Annotated in this window: 12 protein-coding genes; 5 read left to right on the forward strand and 7 right to left on the reverse strand. The window is 72.0% G+C overall.

All coding sequences use genetic code 11. From position 1 onward, the window contains the following. Window positions 1-226: 226 nt before the first annotated feature. A complete protein-coding gene (locus tag ACTWPW_RS39960) occupies window positions 227-1,708 on the forward strand; it encodes a helix-turn-helix domain-containing protein (RefSeq protein WP_443171733.1) in 1,482 nt (493 codons plus the stop codon). Window positions 1,709-1,807: 99 nt separating this feature from the next. Here ACTWPW_RS39960 and ACTWPW_RS39965 read toward each other — a convergent pair whose 3' ends face one another. From ACTWPW_RS39965 to ACTWPW_RS39990, 6 genes are all read right to left on the reverse strand, one after another. Beyond that, window positions 1,808-7,339 (reverse strand): ATP-binding protein, encoded by a 5,532-nt coding sequence (locus ACTWPW_RS39965; protein ID WP_443171734.1) that lies wholly within the window; start codon window positions 7,337-7,339, stop codon window positions 1,808-1,810. A gap of 346 nt (window positions 7,340-7,685) precedes the next feature. Then, window positions 7,686-8,549 carry a hypothetical protein gene (locus tag ACTWPW_RS39970; protein ID WP_443171735.1) on the reverse strand — a complete coding sequence of 288 codons (864 nt, stop codon included), beginning with the start codon at window positions 8,547-8,549 and terminating at the stop codon, window positions 7,686-7,688. 106 nt (window positions 8,550-8,655) lie between these two features. Further along, window positions 8,656-9,594 (reverse strand): NADP-dependent oxidoreductase, encoded by a 939-nt coding sequence (locus ACTWPW_RS39975; protein WP_443171736.1) that lies wholly within the window; start codon window positions 9,592-9,594, stop codon window positions 8,656-8,658. A 297-nt stretch (window positions 9,595-9,891) separates the two neighbouring features. Next, the gene (locus tag ACTWPW_RS39980) at window positions 9,892-11,412 is read right to left on the reverse strand and encodes a serine/threonine-protein kinase (protein WP_443171737.1); all 1,521 of its coding nucleotides are present in this window, start codon (window positions 11,410-11,412) and stop codon (window positions 9,892-9,894) included. 351 nt (window positions 11,413-11,763) lie between these two features. Then, complete coding sequence (locus tag ACTWPW_RS39985) at window positions 11,764-12,600, reverse strand: siderophore-interacting protein (protein ID WP_364112418.1); 837 nt, start codon at window positions 12,598-12,600, stop codon at window positions 11,764-11,766. 96 nt (window positions 12,601-12,696) lie between these two features. Beyond that, window positions 12,697-13,674: an alpha/beta hydrolase gene (locus ACTWPW_RS39990; RefSeq protein WP_443171738.1), complete on the reverse strand. Its 978-nt coding sequence runs from the start codon at window positions 13,672-13,674 to the stop codon at window positions 12,697-12,699. A 337-nt stretch (window positions 13,675-14,011) separates the two neighbouring features. On the opposite strand from ACTWPW_RS39990, the gene ACTWPW_RS39995 reads away from it, so the two are divergent. Genes ACTWPW_RS39995 through ACTWPW_RS40005 form a run of 3 tightly spaced genes read left to right on the forward strand, consistent with a single transcriptional unit; the run spans window position 14,012 to window position 16,240 of the window. Then, window positions 14,012-14,707: an ABC transporter permease gene (locus ACTWPW_RS39995; protein WP_375116453.1), complete on the forward strand. Its 696-nt coding sequence runs from the start codon at window positions 14,012-14,014 to the stop codon at window positions 14,705-14,707. Beyond that, window positions 14,700-15,488, forward strand: a complete 789-nt coding sequence (locus ACTWPW_RS40000) for an ABC transporter permease (RefSeq protein WP_375116454.1) — start codon at window positions 14,700-14,702, stop codon at window positions 15,486-15,488. The genes ACTWPW_RS39995 and ACTWPW_RS40000 overlap by 8 nt, the downstream gene beginning before the upstream one ends. A 2-nt stretch (window positions 15,489-15,490) precedes the next feature. Continuing rightward, complete coding sequence (locus tag ACTWPW_RS40005) at window positions 15,491-16,240, forward strand: ABC transporter ATP-binding protein (protein ID WP_443171739.1); 750 nt, start codon at window positions 15,491-15,493, stop codon at window positions 16,238-16,240. Window positions 16,241-16,264: 24 nt separating this feature from the next. On the opposite strand, the gene ACTWPW_RS40010 is transcribed toward ACTWPW_RS40005, so the two are convergent. Then, the gene (locus ACTWPW_RS40010) at window positions 16,265-16,720 is read right to left on the reverse strand and encodes a hypothetical protein (RefSeq protein ID WP_443171740.1); all 456 of its coding nucleotides are present in this window, start codon (window positions 16,718-16,720) and stop codon (window positions 16,265-16,267) included. Between the two features lie 147 nt (window positions 16,721-16,867). Between ACTWPW_RS40010 and ACTWPW_RS40015 the strand changes: the two genes are divergently transcribed. Then, entirely contained in the window at window positions 16,868-17,404 is a 537-nt protein-coding gene (locus ACTWPW_RS40015) for an MFS transporter (protein ID WP_375116457.1), read from the forward strand. The last annotated feature ends 66 nt before the right edge of the window (window positions 17,405-17,470 follow it).

Consider the following 17,470-nt stretch of genomic DNA (forward strand, 5'->3'; position numbering starts at 1 on the left):
GCCCCTGGGTGGGGGGTCAAACAGTGCGAAGACAGCAGAAGAATCGCGAAAATTTCGCTGATGTGCATTACCTGTGGGTATTCAGCTGTGAAGAAATCGCAAGTTTTACCGTTGGCCTAGACCAATCGTGCGGTGAGAACGCGGGCCGGGGCAGGCGGGCCGCCGCCGGGAACCGTCCGATCGCGAAGGCTAGAAAATGGGCCGAATTTCTGTCTAAGATGCCGACATGGCCTCCTTGCTGGGCGAAGAACCGCTGTCTTTGACGCAAGAGCTTGATCTGATCGCGTTTGGCCAGCGCCTGCGCCACCTGCGCAAACAACGCGGGCTCACGCTGTCCGACCTCGGCTCGCGCGTCAGCAGGGCCCCCAGCCAGCTGTCGCTGCTCGAGAACGGCAAGCGCGAGCCGAGGTCGGACAAGCTCTCCTTGCTCAAGTCGCTGGCGACCGCCCTGGGCGTCCCGGTCGAGGAGCTGCTGCGCCGCCAGCCGCCCAACCGCCGCGCGCAGCTCGAGATCGCGCTGGAGGAGGCGCAGCGCGACCCCGTCTACGCAGGGCTGGGCCTGCCGCGGCTCAAGGTCTCCGCACGCGTGCCGAACGACGTGCTCGAACACCTCCTCGGCCTGTACGGCGAGCTACGCGCCCGCCAGGCCCGCGGCACCGCCACGCCGGAGGAGGCCCGGGCCGCCAACGCCGAGCTGCGCCGCCGCCAGCGCGAGGTGGGCAACTATTTCCCCGACATCGAGAAGGCCGCCGCCGAGGCCCTCGACGCCGTCGGCTACCGTGCGGGCGCCCTGTCCCAGAGCATGATCCAGAGCCTGGTCACGCACTTCGGCTACACCGTGCACACCGCTCAAGACCTGCCCCGCTCCGTGCGCTCCATCACCGACCTGCGCAACCGCCGCATCTACGTCAAGCACGAGCAGCTCGGCATGCACACCCCGCGCACGATCCTGCTCCAGACGCTCGGCCACCTCGCGCTCGGCCACGACAAGCCGCGCGACTTCGCCGACTTCCTGCGCCAGCGCACCGAGGCCAACTACTTCGCCGCCGCCGTCCTCGTGCCGGAGAAGGCCGCCGCCCTCTACCTTCAGGAGGCCAAGTCCGACCGGGCGCTGTCGGTGGAGGACCTGCGGGACGTGTTCGCCGTGTCGTACGAGATGGCCGCCCACCGCTTCACCAACCTCGCCACCCACCACCTGGGCCTCGTCTGCCACTTCGTGCGCAACGACGCCGGCGGCACCATCTACAAGGCGTACGAGAACGACGGCATCGTCTTCCCCGCCGACGAGCAGGGGGCCATCGAGGGGCAGCGGATGTGCCTGCAGTGGTCGGGGCGGCAGGTGTTCGCCTCGCCGGACCGGTTCTCGGTGTTCTACCAGTACTCCGACTCGCCCACCGGGACCTACTTCTGCGTGGCGCACGTCGATCCGTCGCGCGAGCGGGACTTCGCGATCACGCTGGGGGTGCCGTACAAGGAGTCGCGCTGGTTCCGGGGGCGCGAGACCACCCACCGGACGAAGTCCAACTGCCCGAACGGCGACTGCTGCCGCCGCCCGCCGACCGATCTGGCCGAACGCTGGGAGGGTTACGCCTGGCCGTCCGCCCGCGCCAACTCCCACGTGCTGGCCGCCCTGCCGCCCGGGTCGTTCCCCGGCGTGGACGAGGCCGACGTCTACACCTTCCTGGAACGGCACGCGGCAACCAGCTGAGCCGCCCGCCGCCGCCGGGCGCGGTAGCCGGTTCCCTGGAGTCGGCGGGCGTCGGAGGCGTCCCGGCGGGGTGGTCACCGCCGGAACGCCCGCGCCGCGTCAGACCAGGGCCTCGGCGGCCGGGCCGGTCTCGCCGAGGGTCAGCGCCATGCCGCGCTCGATGGCCTCGATGATGCGCGGCCGCAGCTCGGCGGCGCTGATGATCGCGTCCACCGAGCCGACCTCCACCGCCCGCTGGATGCTGTGCACCCGGTCGAACTCCGCCGCGACCTCGCCCAGCTTCTCCGCCCGGACGGCCGACTGCACCTCGGCGAGCCGGGCGTTCAGCGCCGCCCGCTCGGCGCCGCTGGCCGCCGAGATCCGCCTCTGCAGCTCCGTCACCCGCGGGTCGGTCGCCGTGCGGTTGTTCACCTCGCCGGAGAACACCACGGCCGCCGCCGGCGCGCCGCCCAGCACCGAGGCGAACGAGCCCTCCAGCGCCAGCACGGTCATGTTCGGGTTGAGCGCCTTGGAGAACACCACGAACGCGCCCCCGTGGTAGCGGGAGATCACGCAGAACACGATCGGGCCCTCGAAGTTCACGATCGCCCGGCCGATCTCCGCACCGTACTCCAGCTGCAGCTTGCGCATCGACTCCGGTGAGCCGTCGAACCCGGACAGGTTCGCCAGCACCACCAGCGGCCGGTTGCCGGACGCCGCGTTGATCGCCCGCGCGGTCTTCTTCGACGACCGCGGGAACAGCGTGCCCGCGGTGTAGGTGTCGGGCCCGTCGGTGGGCGGGAAACCGCGCCGCGGCACCGACCGCGACTCGATGCCGACCAGGCAGACCGGCCAGCCGCCGATGTGCGCGTCCTGCACCGCGGACGTCTCCGCGTCCGCCATGCCCGCCCAGCGCTCCAGCACCGGGTGGTCCTGGTCGGACAGCGCCCGCATCACCGTGCGGATGTCGAACGGCTTCTTGCGGTCCGGGTTGTGCCGCGCGGAGAAGATCTCGCCGACGGTGGTGAAGTCGCTGCCCGCGATCTTGTGCGGGAACTCGGTGACGTCGCGGTCGGCCGGGTCGGAGGTGCGGGCCCGCCGGGGCGCGGCCTCGCCGGGCACGACGTAGGTGTGGTCGTAGTGGGCCATCAGCACGTCGCGGGCCGCCGCCAGGTTCGGCGCCCAGTATTGCGCCTGGCCGTTCGGCCCCATGACGCGGTCGTAGCCGCCGATGCCGAAGTTGTCCTCGGCCGACACCCCGCCGGAGAAGTCCAGCGACTGCTTGCCGGTGAGCACCATCGCCGAGTCCGGCGTCATCACCAGGATGCCCTTGGTGTGCATGAGCATCGTCGCCTCGGCGTTCCAGTACGGCTGGGCGCCGACGGTGATCCCGGCGACCACGATGTTGATCTCGCCGCCGTCCTGGGTGAACTCGACGATCCGCTTGAGCGCGGCGGCCACCCAGTCCATGTTCTCGGTGCCCGAGCTCATCGAGATCCGCGCCCCCGCCGACAGCGCGAACCACTCCAGCGGGACCCGCATCCGCTGCGCCAGGTCGAGCGCCGCGATCACCCGCGAGCACTCCGGCTCCGACAGCGCGCCCAGCGCCTTGGTCGGGTCGCCGAGCAGCACCACCCGGGTGACGCCCTCGGGATGCCGCTCGGTCGGCGTCGTGACGACGCCCGCCACGATCGCCGCGGAGTTCTTCCCCTTCGGCCGGTCCACCGGCACGAGGGCGCCGTGCTCGTCGAGGTCGTGCTCGGCGAAGCTGCCCTGCGGGCCGGCGAGCAGGCCGGTCAGCTCGTACGGGTAGACGTTCCCGCGCCGGGCCGCGCGCAGCACCTTCTGGCGGTAGTCGTCCAGCGGCTGCACCGGCTCCGTCGGCGGCTCGCCGACGTGCAGGTGCGCTCCGTGGCCCGGGTCGAGGGTGATCGTCACGGCGACCTCGGTCAGCTCGCCGGAGGCGGTGCGCTGGCGGGCCACGAACTGCACCTCCTCCAGCCCCGCGCCGGCGGTGGTCGGCAGGATGCGCTGCAGGAGCATGTTGAGCTCTTCGGTGGACAGCTCGGTCGACGGCCAGACGTACATCATCATCCGGTTGGTGTCGAACCGCTTGTTCTGCGGCCGCTGCGCCTGGATGTTGCGGATCGCGTCCAGGCCCGCGGTGATCGCGTCCTCCACCGAGGGCAGCGCGACCAGCCTGCCGTCGGCCTCGCGCAGCGGTGTCAGGTCGCGGACCTGGCCCATGGCGATGAGCCGCTCGTCGGCCGGGTTGCTCTTCGCGACGGCCTTGAACAGGTAGATCTCCTCGTCCGCGGACGGCAGCCGGGTGAGGTCGAACTCGCGCCACCGCTGCAGCTGCAGGCGCTCCGCGATCTGCGGGTGCAGGCCGCGGATCAGCCGGTCCTCGGCGAAGCCGGTGCCGTCGGGGCGGAACGTGAAGTGATGGTGCATCACGGCGCCGCCGGTGCCGGCGACGGTGGTGGTGATCCGGCGGACGCCCGCGGGGTGCGGGTGCTCGGCGAGGAGCTGCCCGAGCCGTACCGCCATCGCGTCGGCGTCCGGCTGGTCCTCCCACGTGACGTAGAGGTCGGCGACCAGCCCGTGCCCGGCCTCGGTGGCGTCGGCTTCGGTGGCGAACGTGGCGACGGCGCCGATGGCGTCGGGCAGGGCGGCGATGTCGACCGCGGTGGTGATCACCCGCGTCACGCCGCCCGCGCCGGTGTGCTCGGCGGTGACGAACCGGCACCCCGCGATCTCGCGCACGGTGACCTCGGACAGGCCGCGGTTGCCGTAGTAGCGGCGGGTCAGCACCTCCAGCAGCGGGGCGTGGTCGCGCCCCGAATGGCCGATCCGCTGGCCGATCAGCCGGACCAGCGGCTCGGAGCTGGCCACCATGGCCTGGATCCGCTCGGCGCGGTCCGGCGCGTCCGGGTTGCGGTCAAGGTGACGCAGCTCGCCGCGGACGGCGGCGTACACCCTGGCGCGGTTGCGGCGCAGCAGCGGCTGGGCGAACCAGCGGAACACCACGCCGCGGGCCAGGTCGGACACCGCGGGGAAGCGCACCTGCGTGGCCTCGACCAGGTGCTCCAGGGCGAGCCCGGAGCGCTCGCTGAGCTCCTCGACCGGCTGGGCGCCGGCCAGCCACCGGCGCAGCAGCTCCGACACGATCCCGACGCCGGTGCTCATCCGCTGCTGGGCCAGGAAGATCCGGAAGACCGCGGCCTCCAGCTCCGGCGTGCGGTCGAGGTCGTCGACGCCGTAGTGACCGAGCACCTTCCGCAGCTTCGTCTGGAACCCCTCGGTGACGCCGGCGCGCTCGACGTCGAGGCTCTGCAGGTAGCTGTGGAAGTATTCGCGCGGGCTGTGCACCGGGCTGTGCGGCTCGACGTCGATCTCGCCGCCCGGCTTGTTGCGGCTCAGCTCGCACAGGTCGGCGAACACGGTGAGCAGGTCGAGCTCGCCCTCCAGCGGCCGGTTCCCCAGCTCGGCCCGCGCGGCCAGGTAGCCGGACAGCGCGCGCTCGCGGTCGTAGGGGTCGGCGTCGAAGCCGAGCAGCAGGCTGCGCAGGTCATGCAGGTCGCGCGCGGCCCGGTCGGCCGCGGGCACACCGGACGGCTCGGCGGGCAGGTCGATCTCCACGGTCTCGCCCGCCACACCCTCGTCGGCGCCTTCGTCGGCGAGGGGCTCCAGGCGCATCAGCGGCGCGCCGGTCTCGACCTGGCTGCCCACCGACACCGGGCACTCGCGGACCCGGGCGCGGAACGGCGCGCGCAGCACCGTCTCCATCTTCATGCTCTCCAGCACCAGGATCGGCGCACCGGCCTCGACCTCGTCGCCGACCGACAGCGGCGTCGCCACGACCAGCGCGGGCGCGGGGGAGCGTACGACGCCGCCCTCGTCACGGCTGATCCGGTGGGTGACGCCGTCGACCTCGACCAGGTGGATCGGCCCGTGGGTGGCCGACACCAGCCGGAACCGGCGGCCGTTGACCACGATCCGGCCGCTGTGCTCGTCGAAGCGCTCGACCTCGACGTCGACCGGGTGCGGCTCGCCGCCGCCGGAGATGCCGACGCGGAAGCGCTGCTGCCCGACCCGCGCCACGCTCAGCCGGTAGGCGGCGCCGCGGAGCTTGAGGTCGAGCGGGCGGCCCGGTTCGTGCTGCACCTGCGGGCGCCCGCCGTGCGCGGTGGCCAGCAGCCGCCGGCGGCTGACCTCCTCCTCGTCCCGGTACGCCTCGATCGCGGCGGCGGCCAGGGCGATCGCGGAGTGCCGGTGGCTGACCAGGCGGCCCTCGGCGCGCACGCGGTCGATCCAGCCGGTGTCGGCGCTCGCGTCGATGACCTCCGGCTGGTCGAGCAGGTCGAGCACGAAGCTCTTGTTGGTGGCGCCGCCCTCGATGATCACCGTGGTCTCGGCCATCGCGCGGCGCAGCCGGCCCAGCGCCTGCTCGCGGTCGCGGCCGTAGGCGATGATCTTCGCGATCATCGAGTCGAAGTCGGCCGGGATGGTGTCGCCCTCGCTGACGCCGGTGTCCACGCGGATGCCGGGCCCGGAGGGCAGCACCAGGCGCGCGATGCGGCCCGGGGCGGGCGCGAAGTCGCGGTCGGGGTCCTCGGCGTTGAGCCGGGCCTCGACGGCGTGGCCGGACTCGGCCGGCTGCGGGCCCTCCAGCCTGCCGCCGGCGGCCACGTGCAGCTGCAACCGGACCAGGTCGGTGCCGGTGGTGATCTCGGTGATCGGGTGCTCGACCTGCAGCCGGGTGTTGACCTCGAGGAAGGCGAACAGCTTGTCGCCGGGGTGGTAGAGGAACTCCACGGTGCAGGCGCCCTGGTAGCCGACGGCCACGGCGAGCCGCTCGGCGGAGGCCTTCAGCTCGGCGGTCTGCTCGGCCGACAGGACCGGCGAGGCGGACTCCTCGATGATCTTCTGGTTGCGCCGCTGCACCGAGCAGTCGCGCACGCCCAGCGCCCACGCGGTGCCCTGCCCGTCGGCGATGACCTGGACCTCGACGTGGCGGGCGCCGGTGACCAGGCGCTCCAGGAAGACCACGCCGGAGCCGAACGCGCGCAGCGCCTCCTGGCTGGTGCGCTCGTAGGCGTCGGTCAGGTCCTCCTTCGAGGAGACCATGCGGATGCCGCGCCCGCCGCCGCCCGCGGTCGCCTTGAGCATCAGCGGGTAGCCGATCTCGTCGCCGGCGCGCAGCGCCTCGTCGAGGGTGGCGACCTCGCCCCGGCTCCACGGCGCGACGGGTACGCCGACCTCCTCGGCGATGAGCTTGGCGCCGATCTTGTCACCGAGCCGGCGCATCGCCTCGGCGCTCGGCCCGATGAAGGTGACGCCGATCTTCTCGCACAGCTCGGCGAACGCCGGGTCCTCGGCGACGAAACCCCAGCCGACCCAGGCGGCGTCGGCCCCGGTCTCCATCAGCGCCCGCTCCAGGACGGCGTGGTCGAGGTAGGGCCGGGCCGAGGCGGGTCCCAGTAAATAGGCGGCGTCGGCTTCACGGACGAAGGTCGCGTTGCGGTCGGCGTCGGTGTAGAGGGCGACCGTCTCGATCCGTGTCCCGGTTTCCGCGGAAAGATCACGGACGGCGTGGATGAGCCGCATCGCGGCCTCTCCACGGTTGACGATGGCGACACGACTGAACACCGGCAGAGCCTCCCAAATACGCATGCGCAGAAGGCGACGTCCGGATCTCGGATCGTCGCCCGTAGCTTTCTCTACCCTGCTTGATTACCACCTGGTACACCAATGTCCCGCATGGCGCATGCCGGACCCGCTGCTTTGTGGAGACCCCACAAAAGGCTTTCCGGCCATGGCGACCGGCCGCCGTCTCATGTGAGGTCTGCCACAAACACGCTCACAGGTCCGCGGAGAGCCCGGGCGGGCCCCCCGGGCTGCGGCAGGGCTCGGGTGCCGATGGTGGACCTGCCCTGGTAGGCGGCCTGCCGTACGCGGCCGGACGGTGCCGCGCACTCGCCCCGGCCGGTCGCCGTCAGCGGCGATTCACCCCGCGCACCACCGGCAGCCCCGTGCCGGAGTCGAGCACGAGGCGGTCGCCGAGCGGTCGCGCGAGCGTGACGGTGATCGTGTCGATCTTGAGCATCGCCGGGCACAGCCCGTCGGAGCCCTCCTGGTCCACGTCGACCACCACCACCTGGCCGGTCTCGTACGCGCGCGCCCCGTGGACGGTGTCACAGGCGCCGTGGCCGTACTGGAGCAGCAGCTCGGCAGGCCGACCGGCGACGGGCTCGAACCCCATCACCTCTTCGGTGTCCTCCTGCCGCGGCTCGGGGCGGGCGGCGACGGCCGAGGGGTCGACCGCCACGTGGACGTACCTCTGCTCGATCCCTTTGACGGTGAACATCCAGGCGGGCACCCCGATCCGGCCCCGGCTGGTCTCCAGCGGCACCTCGCCCAGCTCGGCGCCGGTCACCCGGAGGGGGCGGCAGCCCTTGGCCGGGCACTCCTCCTCGATGAAGTCCTCGGGTGCGCTGAACGCCGCGTACGCGCTCGCCGCCGCGACGAGCGGCACCTGCGAGACCGACCCGTCCGGCCAGCGCACGTCCGCGGGGGCCGGGGCGTCCGCGGGCAGCTCGGTGGCCTGCTGCCACACGCCGTTGTGCGCGCTCAGGAGCGCCCAGGCCGGTACCTGGTCCGCGCTCGCCCACCCCCGCGGGTTCAGCGGTTCCAGCGGCACGAACCCCGCGCGCCAGGCGCGGTCGTCGGCCGACCCCTGCCAGCGCGCCGTCACCTCCCGGGCCCGGGTCTCGAACTCGCCGGGTGAGACGCGACGGGACCAGCCGCAGGAGGACAGCAGCAGGAGCGCCAGGGACAGGCACGCGATCGTCCTACGCACGAGACATCCTCCGCCGCCGGCTCCACCTGTCGGGCGATCACGGTAGCCGTTCGCGTGCCGACAAACCGGGCGTATCGCCAAACTGACCCGCGTGGCGCGGTCCGGATCAGGGGATCAGGACGATCTTGCCCCGGGTGTGACGGCGTTCCAGCTCGCGGTAGGCGTCGCGGACGCGGGCCAGCGGGTAGGTGGCGGCGATCGGGAGCTCGAGGCGGCCGGTGCCGAGCAGCTCAGCCAGGGCGGCGAGCACCTCGGCGGTGGACGCGGTGCTCCCGCCCACGGCGTGCACGCCGTGCTTCTCCGCCGCCGGGAAGTCCGCGATCGTGTTGACCCGGCCGGGCGGCACCCCGAGTTCGAGGGCGAGGTCGACGTAGCCGTTGCCGAAGGTGTCGAGGAAGGCGTCCACGTGGCCGTGCGCGGCGCGGACGGCGGCGGCCAGGTCGGGCCGCCGGTAGTCGACGGGGACGATGCCGTGCTCGTCCAGCCAGGCGTGGTGGGGCTCGCTCGCCAGGCCGATGACCCGGGCGCCGCGCAGGCGGGCGAGCTGCGAGGTCAGGATGCCGACGCCACCGGCGGCCGCCGAGACGACGACCACGTCGCCCTCGTGCACGTCGACCGCGCCGACCGAGGCCCAGGCCGTGGTCCCGGCGACCTTCAGCGCGCCGGCCTCCGGCCAGCCGACGCCCGCCGGCTTGCGTACGAGGTGGTCCTGCTCGGCCACGACGTAGTCGGCGTGGCTGGCCCGGTCGTCGGTGAAGCCGAGCACCTCGTCGCCCACCGCGAAACCGTGCGCGCGCTCGCCGAGCGCGCGGACCGTGCCGGCCAGGTCGCTGCCCTGCCCGGACGGGAAGGTGGCCGGCCAGATGTGGTCCAGCCGGCCCGAGCGGATGGCCGCCTCGCCGGGGTTGACGCCGGCCGCGCGCACCGCGACGAGCACCTGGTCCGGCCCCGGAACGGGCTCGTCGACCTCGACCACCTCGAGGACGTCGATGTCGCCGTAGTGCCGGAACTGCACCGCGCGTGCCCGGCTCCGCGTCTGCCGCATCTCACCACTCCTTGTACGGGCCGTGTCGCCCTTACCCCCGATCCGGGACGGCACACGCAGGTGTCCGCCCCACGGGGCAAACCAGGACGCTGGCCGCCTGCCTCTGGCCCCGGCGAGCTGGATCAGCGGTGACGGCTCGTACGCCACCGTGTCCCACTGCGGGGGACCGACGGCGGTGACCGTCGTGCTGCACGCCGCCCTCGGCGAGGCCCGGGGGGCGCTGTCCCTCATGGACGACGCGGGGTGCGGCGGGTCGTGCCGGAAGGATCACGAGCTGATCGTCCTCACCTTGTGACGTCAGGGGGTCGCGGTGGCCGTCGGTGTCGGGGTGTCCGAGACCGACGTCGACGGGCCGGGCGACTCCCCCGGCCCGTCCTGCGGGATCGTGGTGATCGAGCCCGACGGCTGCGGGCAGTCGCGCCGGGCCGCCGCGTTGCCGCGGCGCCGCCCGGCCGGGCTCGCGCACTGGCCCGGATCGTCCCCGTCCTGGTCGCCGGGGCCGCTGGTGTGCGGGAGCGGGGGCGGGAACGTGCTCCGGCGGCCGGGCTCGGGGGTGAGGACGGCGACCGGGCCCTTGGTACGGGTCTGGGTGACGAACACCGTGGGCGTGCCCGGCGGCGGGGCCGTCGTCGCCGGGCGGACGGTCGGCAGGCCCCTGACCGTCGTGGCCGTGGGCCGGACCGTGGAGTCCGCGGTGCCGTGGGGCTGCACGGTCGGCAGGGGGCCGGGCAGCAGCGAGCCGCCCCCGATGCTCAGCCCGTCGCCGCCCGAGGCCGCGATGACCGTGATCGCCGCGATCGTGACCGTGGCCAGGGCCGCGAAGCTGGCGTGCGAGAGCTGTGCCCCCGACTTCGCCCGGCTCCTGCGCCGGGTCGCCCCGGAACGCTCCATCTCGGGGTCGGGAGCCGGCGCCAGGCGGACCAGCCCGCCCCCCGGCGGGTACGGCACGGGCGTCCAGATCTCTCCCAGCACGCTCGCCACCGCCTGGCGCAGATCCCACGGATCCCCCACGCCCCCGGCGGCCAGCAGCGCCCGCAGCAGATCGGCGGCCCCCGGCCGGTCGCCCGGTTCCTTGGCCAGCGCGGCCTCGACGGCGGGCCTGAGCATGGCCGGCACACCCTCGACGCGCGGCGGCTCGAACAGGATGCGCCGGGTCAGCACGTCGGCCTCCCCGCCACCGAACGGGTGATGCCCGGTCGCGGCGAAGGCCACCAGGCACCCCCAGGCGAAGACGTCGGAGGCGGGCAGCGCCGGGCCGCCCGTCAGCCGCTCCGGCGCCACCCAGCCCGGGCTGCCCATGACCTGCCCGGCCTGCGTGTGCGCGGACAGCGTGTCCACGTCGCGGGCGATGCCGAAGTCGATGACGCGTGGCCCCCGGGTGGACAGCAGCACGTTGCCCGGCTTGAGGTCCCGGTGCACGAGTCCGGCCTCGTGCACCGCCACCAGCGCCGCCGCGACGCCGAGCGCCACCCCATAGGCGAGGTCGGGCGTGAGCGGTCCCCTGGCCAGGACGACCTGGGAGAGAGCGGGGCCGGGGATGTACTCGGTGACCAGGTACGGGCGGTCCCGGTCGGTGCCGTCCTCCACGACCGCCGCCGTACAGAAAGGCACCAATCTTCGCGAGAAAGCCACTTCCTCGGCGAAACGCGCCCGCAACGTGGCATCGTTGAGATGCACCGCATGCGGCGTCTTGAGCGCCACCAGGCCACCCTGAGGGTGTTCGGCCAGATACACCACTCCCATCCCGCCCGTTCCGAGGCGGCCGAGGAGCAGGTATCGCCCGATGATGACCGGGTCCCCCACCGTAAGCGGTCGCACGCCAGGAGGCATGTCGCTTGCACCACGCGCCATCCGGGTTCGCCTCTCCTGATCAGTGTCATGGCAAAGCACACTGTGGCGGCATCCGGCGGGGCTTTCCGCATGTCTTACATAAGGGGTATTGGAGGTAAGGCTGTCGTTCCTCCCAAGTAAGTAAATGGTGTGACTTGGCGGTCTGAAGTGGACTTTTGCGCCTGGGGTGCCGGGCGGGGAATGATCGTCGTCACCGTCCCCGCGGCCGCTCGATTGCCGAGCCGCGCGCCGGATCGGGCGTGCCCGTACGCGCCCCCAGCCGCCCTGCCCGAGGCTCGGCAGGCGGTCGCGCTCCGTGAGCCGCGGACGATCGGACGCTCAGGAGGCGATCGCGGCCTGCTCCTCGGCCTCGACCTGGCGGTTCCAGTCGCGCTTGACCGCCCGCCACGTCTCGTCGTCCACACCGATCCGCCAATATCCGGAAATGGACAGCTGGTCCATCCCGACCCCCCGCTCGACGCGCAGGTGGCGGCGGAGCTCCTTCACGAACCCGGCCTCCCCGTGCACGAACGCGTGCACGTCGCCTTCCGGGAACTCCAGCGCCCGCACCGCCGCCACGAGCCTCTCGCCCACGGGCCGGTCGCCCCGGTAGATCCACCTGATCCGCGCGTCGGCGGCCGTTTCGAGCTTCTGCTCGTCCTCCGGCGCGTCCACCTCGACGAACACGTGCGCCCGCACCCCGTCCGGCAGCGCCTCCAGCGAGGCGGCGATGGCCGGCAGCGCGCTCTCGTCGCCCACCAGGAGGTGCCAGCCGGCCTCGGGGTCGGGTGCGTAGCCCCCTCCGGGGCCCAGCATCAGCAGCTCGTCGCCCGGCTCGGCGCGCTCGGCCCAGGGGCCGGCCAGTCCCTCGTCGCCGTGGACCACGAAGTCGAGGGTCAGCTCGCGGGAGTCGGGGTCCCAGGCGCGGACGGTGTAGGTGCGCAGGCGCGGCCACAACTCGCGCGGCATGGTCTCGCGACAGGTCTTCACGCTGAACGGCTCGGGGTATTCGACGCCCTCGTACGGGAAGACCAGCTTCACGTAGTGGTCGGTGAGCCCCGTGCAGGCGAAGTCCGCGAGGCCGTCACCGCCGACCACGACACGCACCATGTGACGCGAGATGCGTTCGGTCCGCTGGACGACCCCCCGGTGGTGATCCGCGCGCTGCTCAGCCATCGGACTAGCCCCCTGATGCAAGTTAGGTATACCTAACCTTACACTGTTCTTACCGCTGACCGGATGTTAATTATCCCAAACAGGACAGGTAAAAATTCATGCCGCCGTCGCGTCCCCCATCGACGCGGGCCTTTCGCTCACCGCCTTCACGAACTGCGCCATGTGCCGGAACGCCAGCCGCGCCTCGGGCACGACGTCCGCCAGGATCGGGAAGACGTGCGGCATCCGGGACCATTCCTCGTACCGGACCGGCACCCCGGCCAGCCGCGCCCGCTCGGCCACCCGGCGGCCCTCGTCCCTCAGCACCTCGGTCGAGCCCGTCACGATCATGAGCGGGGGCAGCCCCGTGAAGTCCCCGTGCACCGGCGAGACCAGCGGGTCCCACGGGTCCAGGCCGGAGGTCCAGCGGCGCGCCAGCCAGCGCACCCGGCCGGCCGGCAGCATGGGGTCCTGCCAGCGGTTCGCCCGGCGCGGGATGTCCGTCAGGTCGGCCCACGGGGAAAGGCAGATCGCCGCGGCGGGCAGCGGCCGTCCCGCGTCGCGCAGCGCCAGCAGGGTCGCCAGCGTCAGATGGCCGCCGGCGGAGTCCCCCGCCAGCACGATGTCCTCGGGCGCGTACCCGCGCCGCAGCAGGCAGTCGTACGCGTCCATCGCGTCGGCCAGCGAGTCGGCCAGCTTGTGCACCGGCCCCTGGCGGTAGTCCAGCGCCAGCACCGGCCGCCTGGCCACCACGGACAAGCGCCACGTGATGGACCGGTGCGTACGCGGGGAGCACGAGAAGTAGCCGCCGCCGTGGAAATAGAGCACCACCTTGCGCTCGTCGAGCCCCTGGCCGCCGCGCACCCACTCGCCACCGCACGAGGAGAAGGCCGCCGGGACGATCGCGACGTGCGCGGGATGGGGCACCCGGACCAGCCGCGCGAGATCGCCGAGGTGGGCGGCGCCGACCAGGGCGAGCGGATGTCGCAGCAGGAGAATGGAAGCCGGCTTCACGATCCCGCGCATGAGACCGGTGAGAGCGCGAGCCTGCCAGCTCAAGGGGTACTCGGGGATCACATCCCTGTCGATTCGCATCTTCGACCCTCCGAAGATTGTTCTTCCCCGCTCAACATCGTCCTACCGGCCAGTAAGTAACTCATCTCTTACACGGATATTTCGGCACCATGACACCGGGGCCCCAATGGCCGGGCCCGCGCGCCGTTTATCGCGTTGCGGACCGCTGACCCCGCAACGGATAATTCCGTGTTTCCCAACGGCAGACCCGTGCGCGGGTCCAGGCACGGTCCGTCACCGTGCCATCACCCCCCGGAGGTGCAAAACCATACCGCTCTATGCCCGGCTCGTCCGGTACGGATTCCGCAAGCACGCCACCTACGTCTGGGCGGCGCTGGCCGGCGCGTTCACCAACAGCGTGTTCGGCATCCTGCGCGCCTACATCCTCATCGCGCTGTGGCAGGCCCGCCCCGGGCTGGCCGGCTACGACATGACCGACGCCGTCACCTTCTGTTTCATCACGCAGGCGTTCATCGGGCCGATGCAGCTCTTCGGCGGCGGCCTGAGCATCCCCGAGCGCATCCGCAGCGGCGACATCGCGCTCGACCTGGTCCGCCCCGCGTCGCTGCAGCTCTGGACGCTGGCCGAGGACGTGGGCCGGGCCGCCTACCTGTTCGTGGTCCGCGGCGCCCCGCCCATGCTGGTCGGCGCCGTCATGTTCGGCATCCTCCTCCCCACCGACCCGGGCCGGTGGCTGGCGTTCCTGACCGGCTTCGCGATCGCCGTCGTCGTCAGCTTCGGCTGGCGCTACCTGACCGCGCTGTCGGTCTGCTGGCTGCTCGACGACCGCGGCGTCGCGATCTTGTCGATGGTCCTGATGACCTTCTTCAGCGGGATGATGCTGCCGCTGCACATCTTCCCCGGCTGGTTCGGCGAGCTGGCCAGGGCCCTCCCCTGGGCGGCCATGGTCCAGGTGCCCACCGACCTCTACCTCGGCAAGGCCCCGGTGCTGGAGTCGCTGGCCTTCCAGGCGTTCTGGGCCGTGGTGCTGCTCGGCCTCGGCGCGCTCGGCACCAGGGCGATCCGCCACAAGGTGGTGATCCAGGGTGGTTAGGACGTACTTCCTGCTGCTGTGGACCTGGACCCGCGCCGCGGCCGCGTACCCCGCCTCGTTCGTGCTGATGACCGTGCTCGGCTTCGTCACCGCCGCGCTCGACGTCGCGGTGATCCTGGTCATCTTCGCCAACACCACCGCCCTCGCCGGGTTCTCCCGCGAGGAGGTGCTGCTGCTGTACGGCGCCGCCGGCCTGTCCTTCACCGTCTGCGACACCTTCGTCAGCAACCTCGACCGCATCAGCCAGCACATCAAGGCCGGGACCCTCGACACCGTCCTGATCCGGCCCGTCAGCGCGTGGATCCAGCTGGCCGCCGACCGGTTCAACGCCACCCGGATCGGGCGCATCCTGCAGGCCGCGCTCGTGCTCGGCTACGCGATCTCCGCGCTCGGGATCGACTGGCGGCGCGCCTGGATGATCCCCGTCATGGTCCTCACCGGGATCGTCATCTTCTCCGCGCTGTGGACGATGGCCGGGGCGGTGCAGTTCCTGCTGACCGACGCGCCCGAGGTGGTCAGCGCCTTCACCTACGGCAGCCACCAGCTCAACCAGTATCCCCTCAGCATCTACGCCCGCGACCTGGTCAGGGGCGTGACGTACGTGCTGCCGCTGGCCTACGTCAACTGGCAGCCGGGCCTGTACGTCCTGGGCCGGGACGACCCCTTCGGCACGCCCGAGTTCATGCGGTTCCTCGGACCGGCCGCCGCGCTGGTCCTCGCCCTGCTGGCCGCGCTGGCCTGGCGGCAGGGCATCCGGCACTACCGATCCACGGGGAGTTGACCATGATCGAACTTGACCGGGCCGGACGCTCGTTCAAGGTGAAGAGAAACGTCGTCCACGCCGTACGCGACCTGTCGTTCACCGTCTCCGCCGGCGAGTTCGTCGGCTACCTCGGGCCCAACGGGGCCGGCAAGTCCACCACGATCAAGATGTTGTGCGGCATCCTGACCCCCACCGCCGGGAAGGTCCGGGTGGCCGGGCTGGACCCGTCGCGCCGGCGCACCACGCTGGCGCGGCACATCGGGGTGGTGTTCGGTCAGCGCACGACGCTGTGGTGGGACCTGCCGCTCGTCGACAGCTTCGAGCTGATCCGGCACCTCTACAAGGTGGATCGCGCCACCTTCAGGTCCCGGCTCGACGAGCTGACCGGGACGCTCGACCTGGCCGGGTTCCTGCGCACGCCGGTGCGCCAGCTCAGCCTCGGGCAGCGCATGCGGGGCGACCTGGCCGCCGCGCTGCTGCACGCGCCCGACGTGCTGGTGCTCGACGAGCCGACGATCGGGCTCGACGTGGTCAGCAAGGCCAGCATCCGGGACTTCCTGCGGCGGGTGAACGCCGAGCGCGGCACCACCGTCCTGCTGACCACGCACGACCTCGGCGACATCGAACGGCTGTGCCGCCGGGTCATGCTGATCGACCACGGGCACCTGGCGTTCGACGGCACCCTCGACGACCTGATGGCCACGGCCCCCGACCAGTCCTCGATCGAGGACGTGGTGACCCGCCTCTACACCGGCAGCGCCACCACGTAGCCACGCCCGCGCCCCACGTGAGTGTCAGTAGTAGCTGCCCTCCGGCGTGGTCTCGTAGTCCTCGTCAAGTTCGTCGCGCTGGCGGGACCAGCGCGACGGCATCAGCACGGGAATGAACAGGACCACGCCGAGCAGGGCGAACATGCCCGTGGTGAGCATGGTCCTGTCGCCGAATCCGGCGTCTCTGATGATCTGGTTGACCGACGGCTCCGTCGGTATGAGGGAAAGCGCCCGGTTCATGTCGAGCGCGTACACGACTGTCCACGCCAGCAACACCATGGACGGCACGAACGTCGCCAGCGGCGAGATCCGGCCGGCCGTAACGAGCCCGACAACCAGTCCGACGGCGGCCATCGCGCCGAGCGCGATCCACATCTTCTGACTGTCCGGCGGATTCGCGGCCGCATTGCCGACTGCCTGTTGTACGGCCCAACCGCCGCCTCCGAGCACGGCCACCGTCACCACAAGCCCGATGAGCAAACCACCTAAGTGCCGCAACGTTCTCACCTCTATGTCAACGCGGTCGGCACGACCCTAGCGACAAAAGCCATTTTCGGACCAGGCATTGCCCAGCTTGGAACTCGAGGTCTCAAGACTCCCTGCCCCGTGAGAGCATGGGGCACACCCATGCGCGCGCATCTCCCCTTCCGCCTCGCGCGGACGGCCGCCTTCGCCGCCGTCTGCGTGACGCTCGCCGCGCTCGCCCACGTTCTCGGCGGCGGCTCGGCGCCCGAGCCGGGGGTCGCCGCCCTCGGGCTCGCGGGCGTGGCCGCGCTGGGGCTGGCGTTCTGCGGCAGGGAGCGCTCGGCGGGCACCATCAACCTGGTGCTGGTCGGGGCGCAGCTCGGGCTGCACGAGCTGTTCGCGGGCGACGGCGCCGCCTACGTCTCGGTGCACGGGCACGCCCAGGGCGGCCTGGCGGTCAACGCCGGCATGCTGCTCACGCACCTGACGGCCACGGTGATCACCGGTCTGTGGCTGTCGCGTGGCGAGGCCGCGCTCTGGTCGCTGCTGCGCCGCCTCGGCCGCCGTCTCGTCCTCCTCGCACCGGCCGCCGCGCCCGTGCTGTGGTTCCGCACCCCGATCGTCCACACGAGGGTCGTCCCGCTCCAGCCGGGTTTCCGGCACAGCGTGGCCAGGCGTGGTCCTCCACTTCCCGCCTGACCGTCTGACACCCCTTCTTCATCCCCCCGATTCACCAAGTGGAGCTCTCGCATGTCCTTCGTACGC

The organism is Nonomuraea sp. KM90, assembly GCF_052246675.1.
Lineage (GTDB): Bacteria > Actinomycetota > Actinomycetes > Streptosporangiales > Streptosporangiaceae > Nonomuraea.

Excerpts from the sequence above, each read along its gene's own strand:
- ACTWPW_RS39985 (WP_364112418.1), bottom strand. The coding sequence starts at position 12,600 with ATGGCTGAGCAGCGCGCGGATCACCACCGGGGGGTCGTCCAGCGGACC.
- ACTWPW_RS39975 (WP_443171736.1), bottom strand. The coding sequence starts at position 9,594 with ATGCGGCAGACGCGGAGCCGGGCACGCGCGGTGCAGTTCCGGCACTAC.
- ACTWPW_RS40005 (WP_443171739.1), top strand. The coding sequence starts at position 15,491 with ATGATCGAACTTGACCGGGCCGGACGCTCGTTCAAGGTGAAGAGAAAC.
- ACTWPW_RS39960 (WP_443171733.1), top strand. The coding sequence starts at position 227 with ATGGCCTCCTTGCTGGGCGAAGAACCGCTGTCTTTGACGCAAGAGCTT.
- ACTWPW_RS39990 (WP_443171738.1), bottom strand. The coding sequence starts at position 13,674 with ATGCGAATCGACAGGGATGTGATCCCCGAGTACCCCTTGAGCTGGCAG.
- ACTWPW_RS40015 (WP_375116457.1), top strand. The coding sequence starts at position 16,868 with ATGCGCGCGCATCTCCCCTTCCGCCTCGCGCGGACGGCCGCCTTCGCC.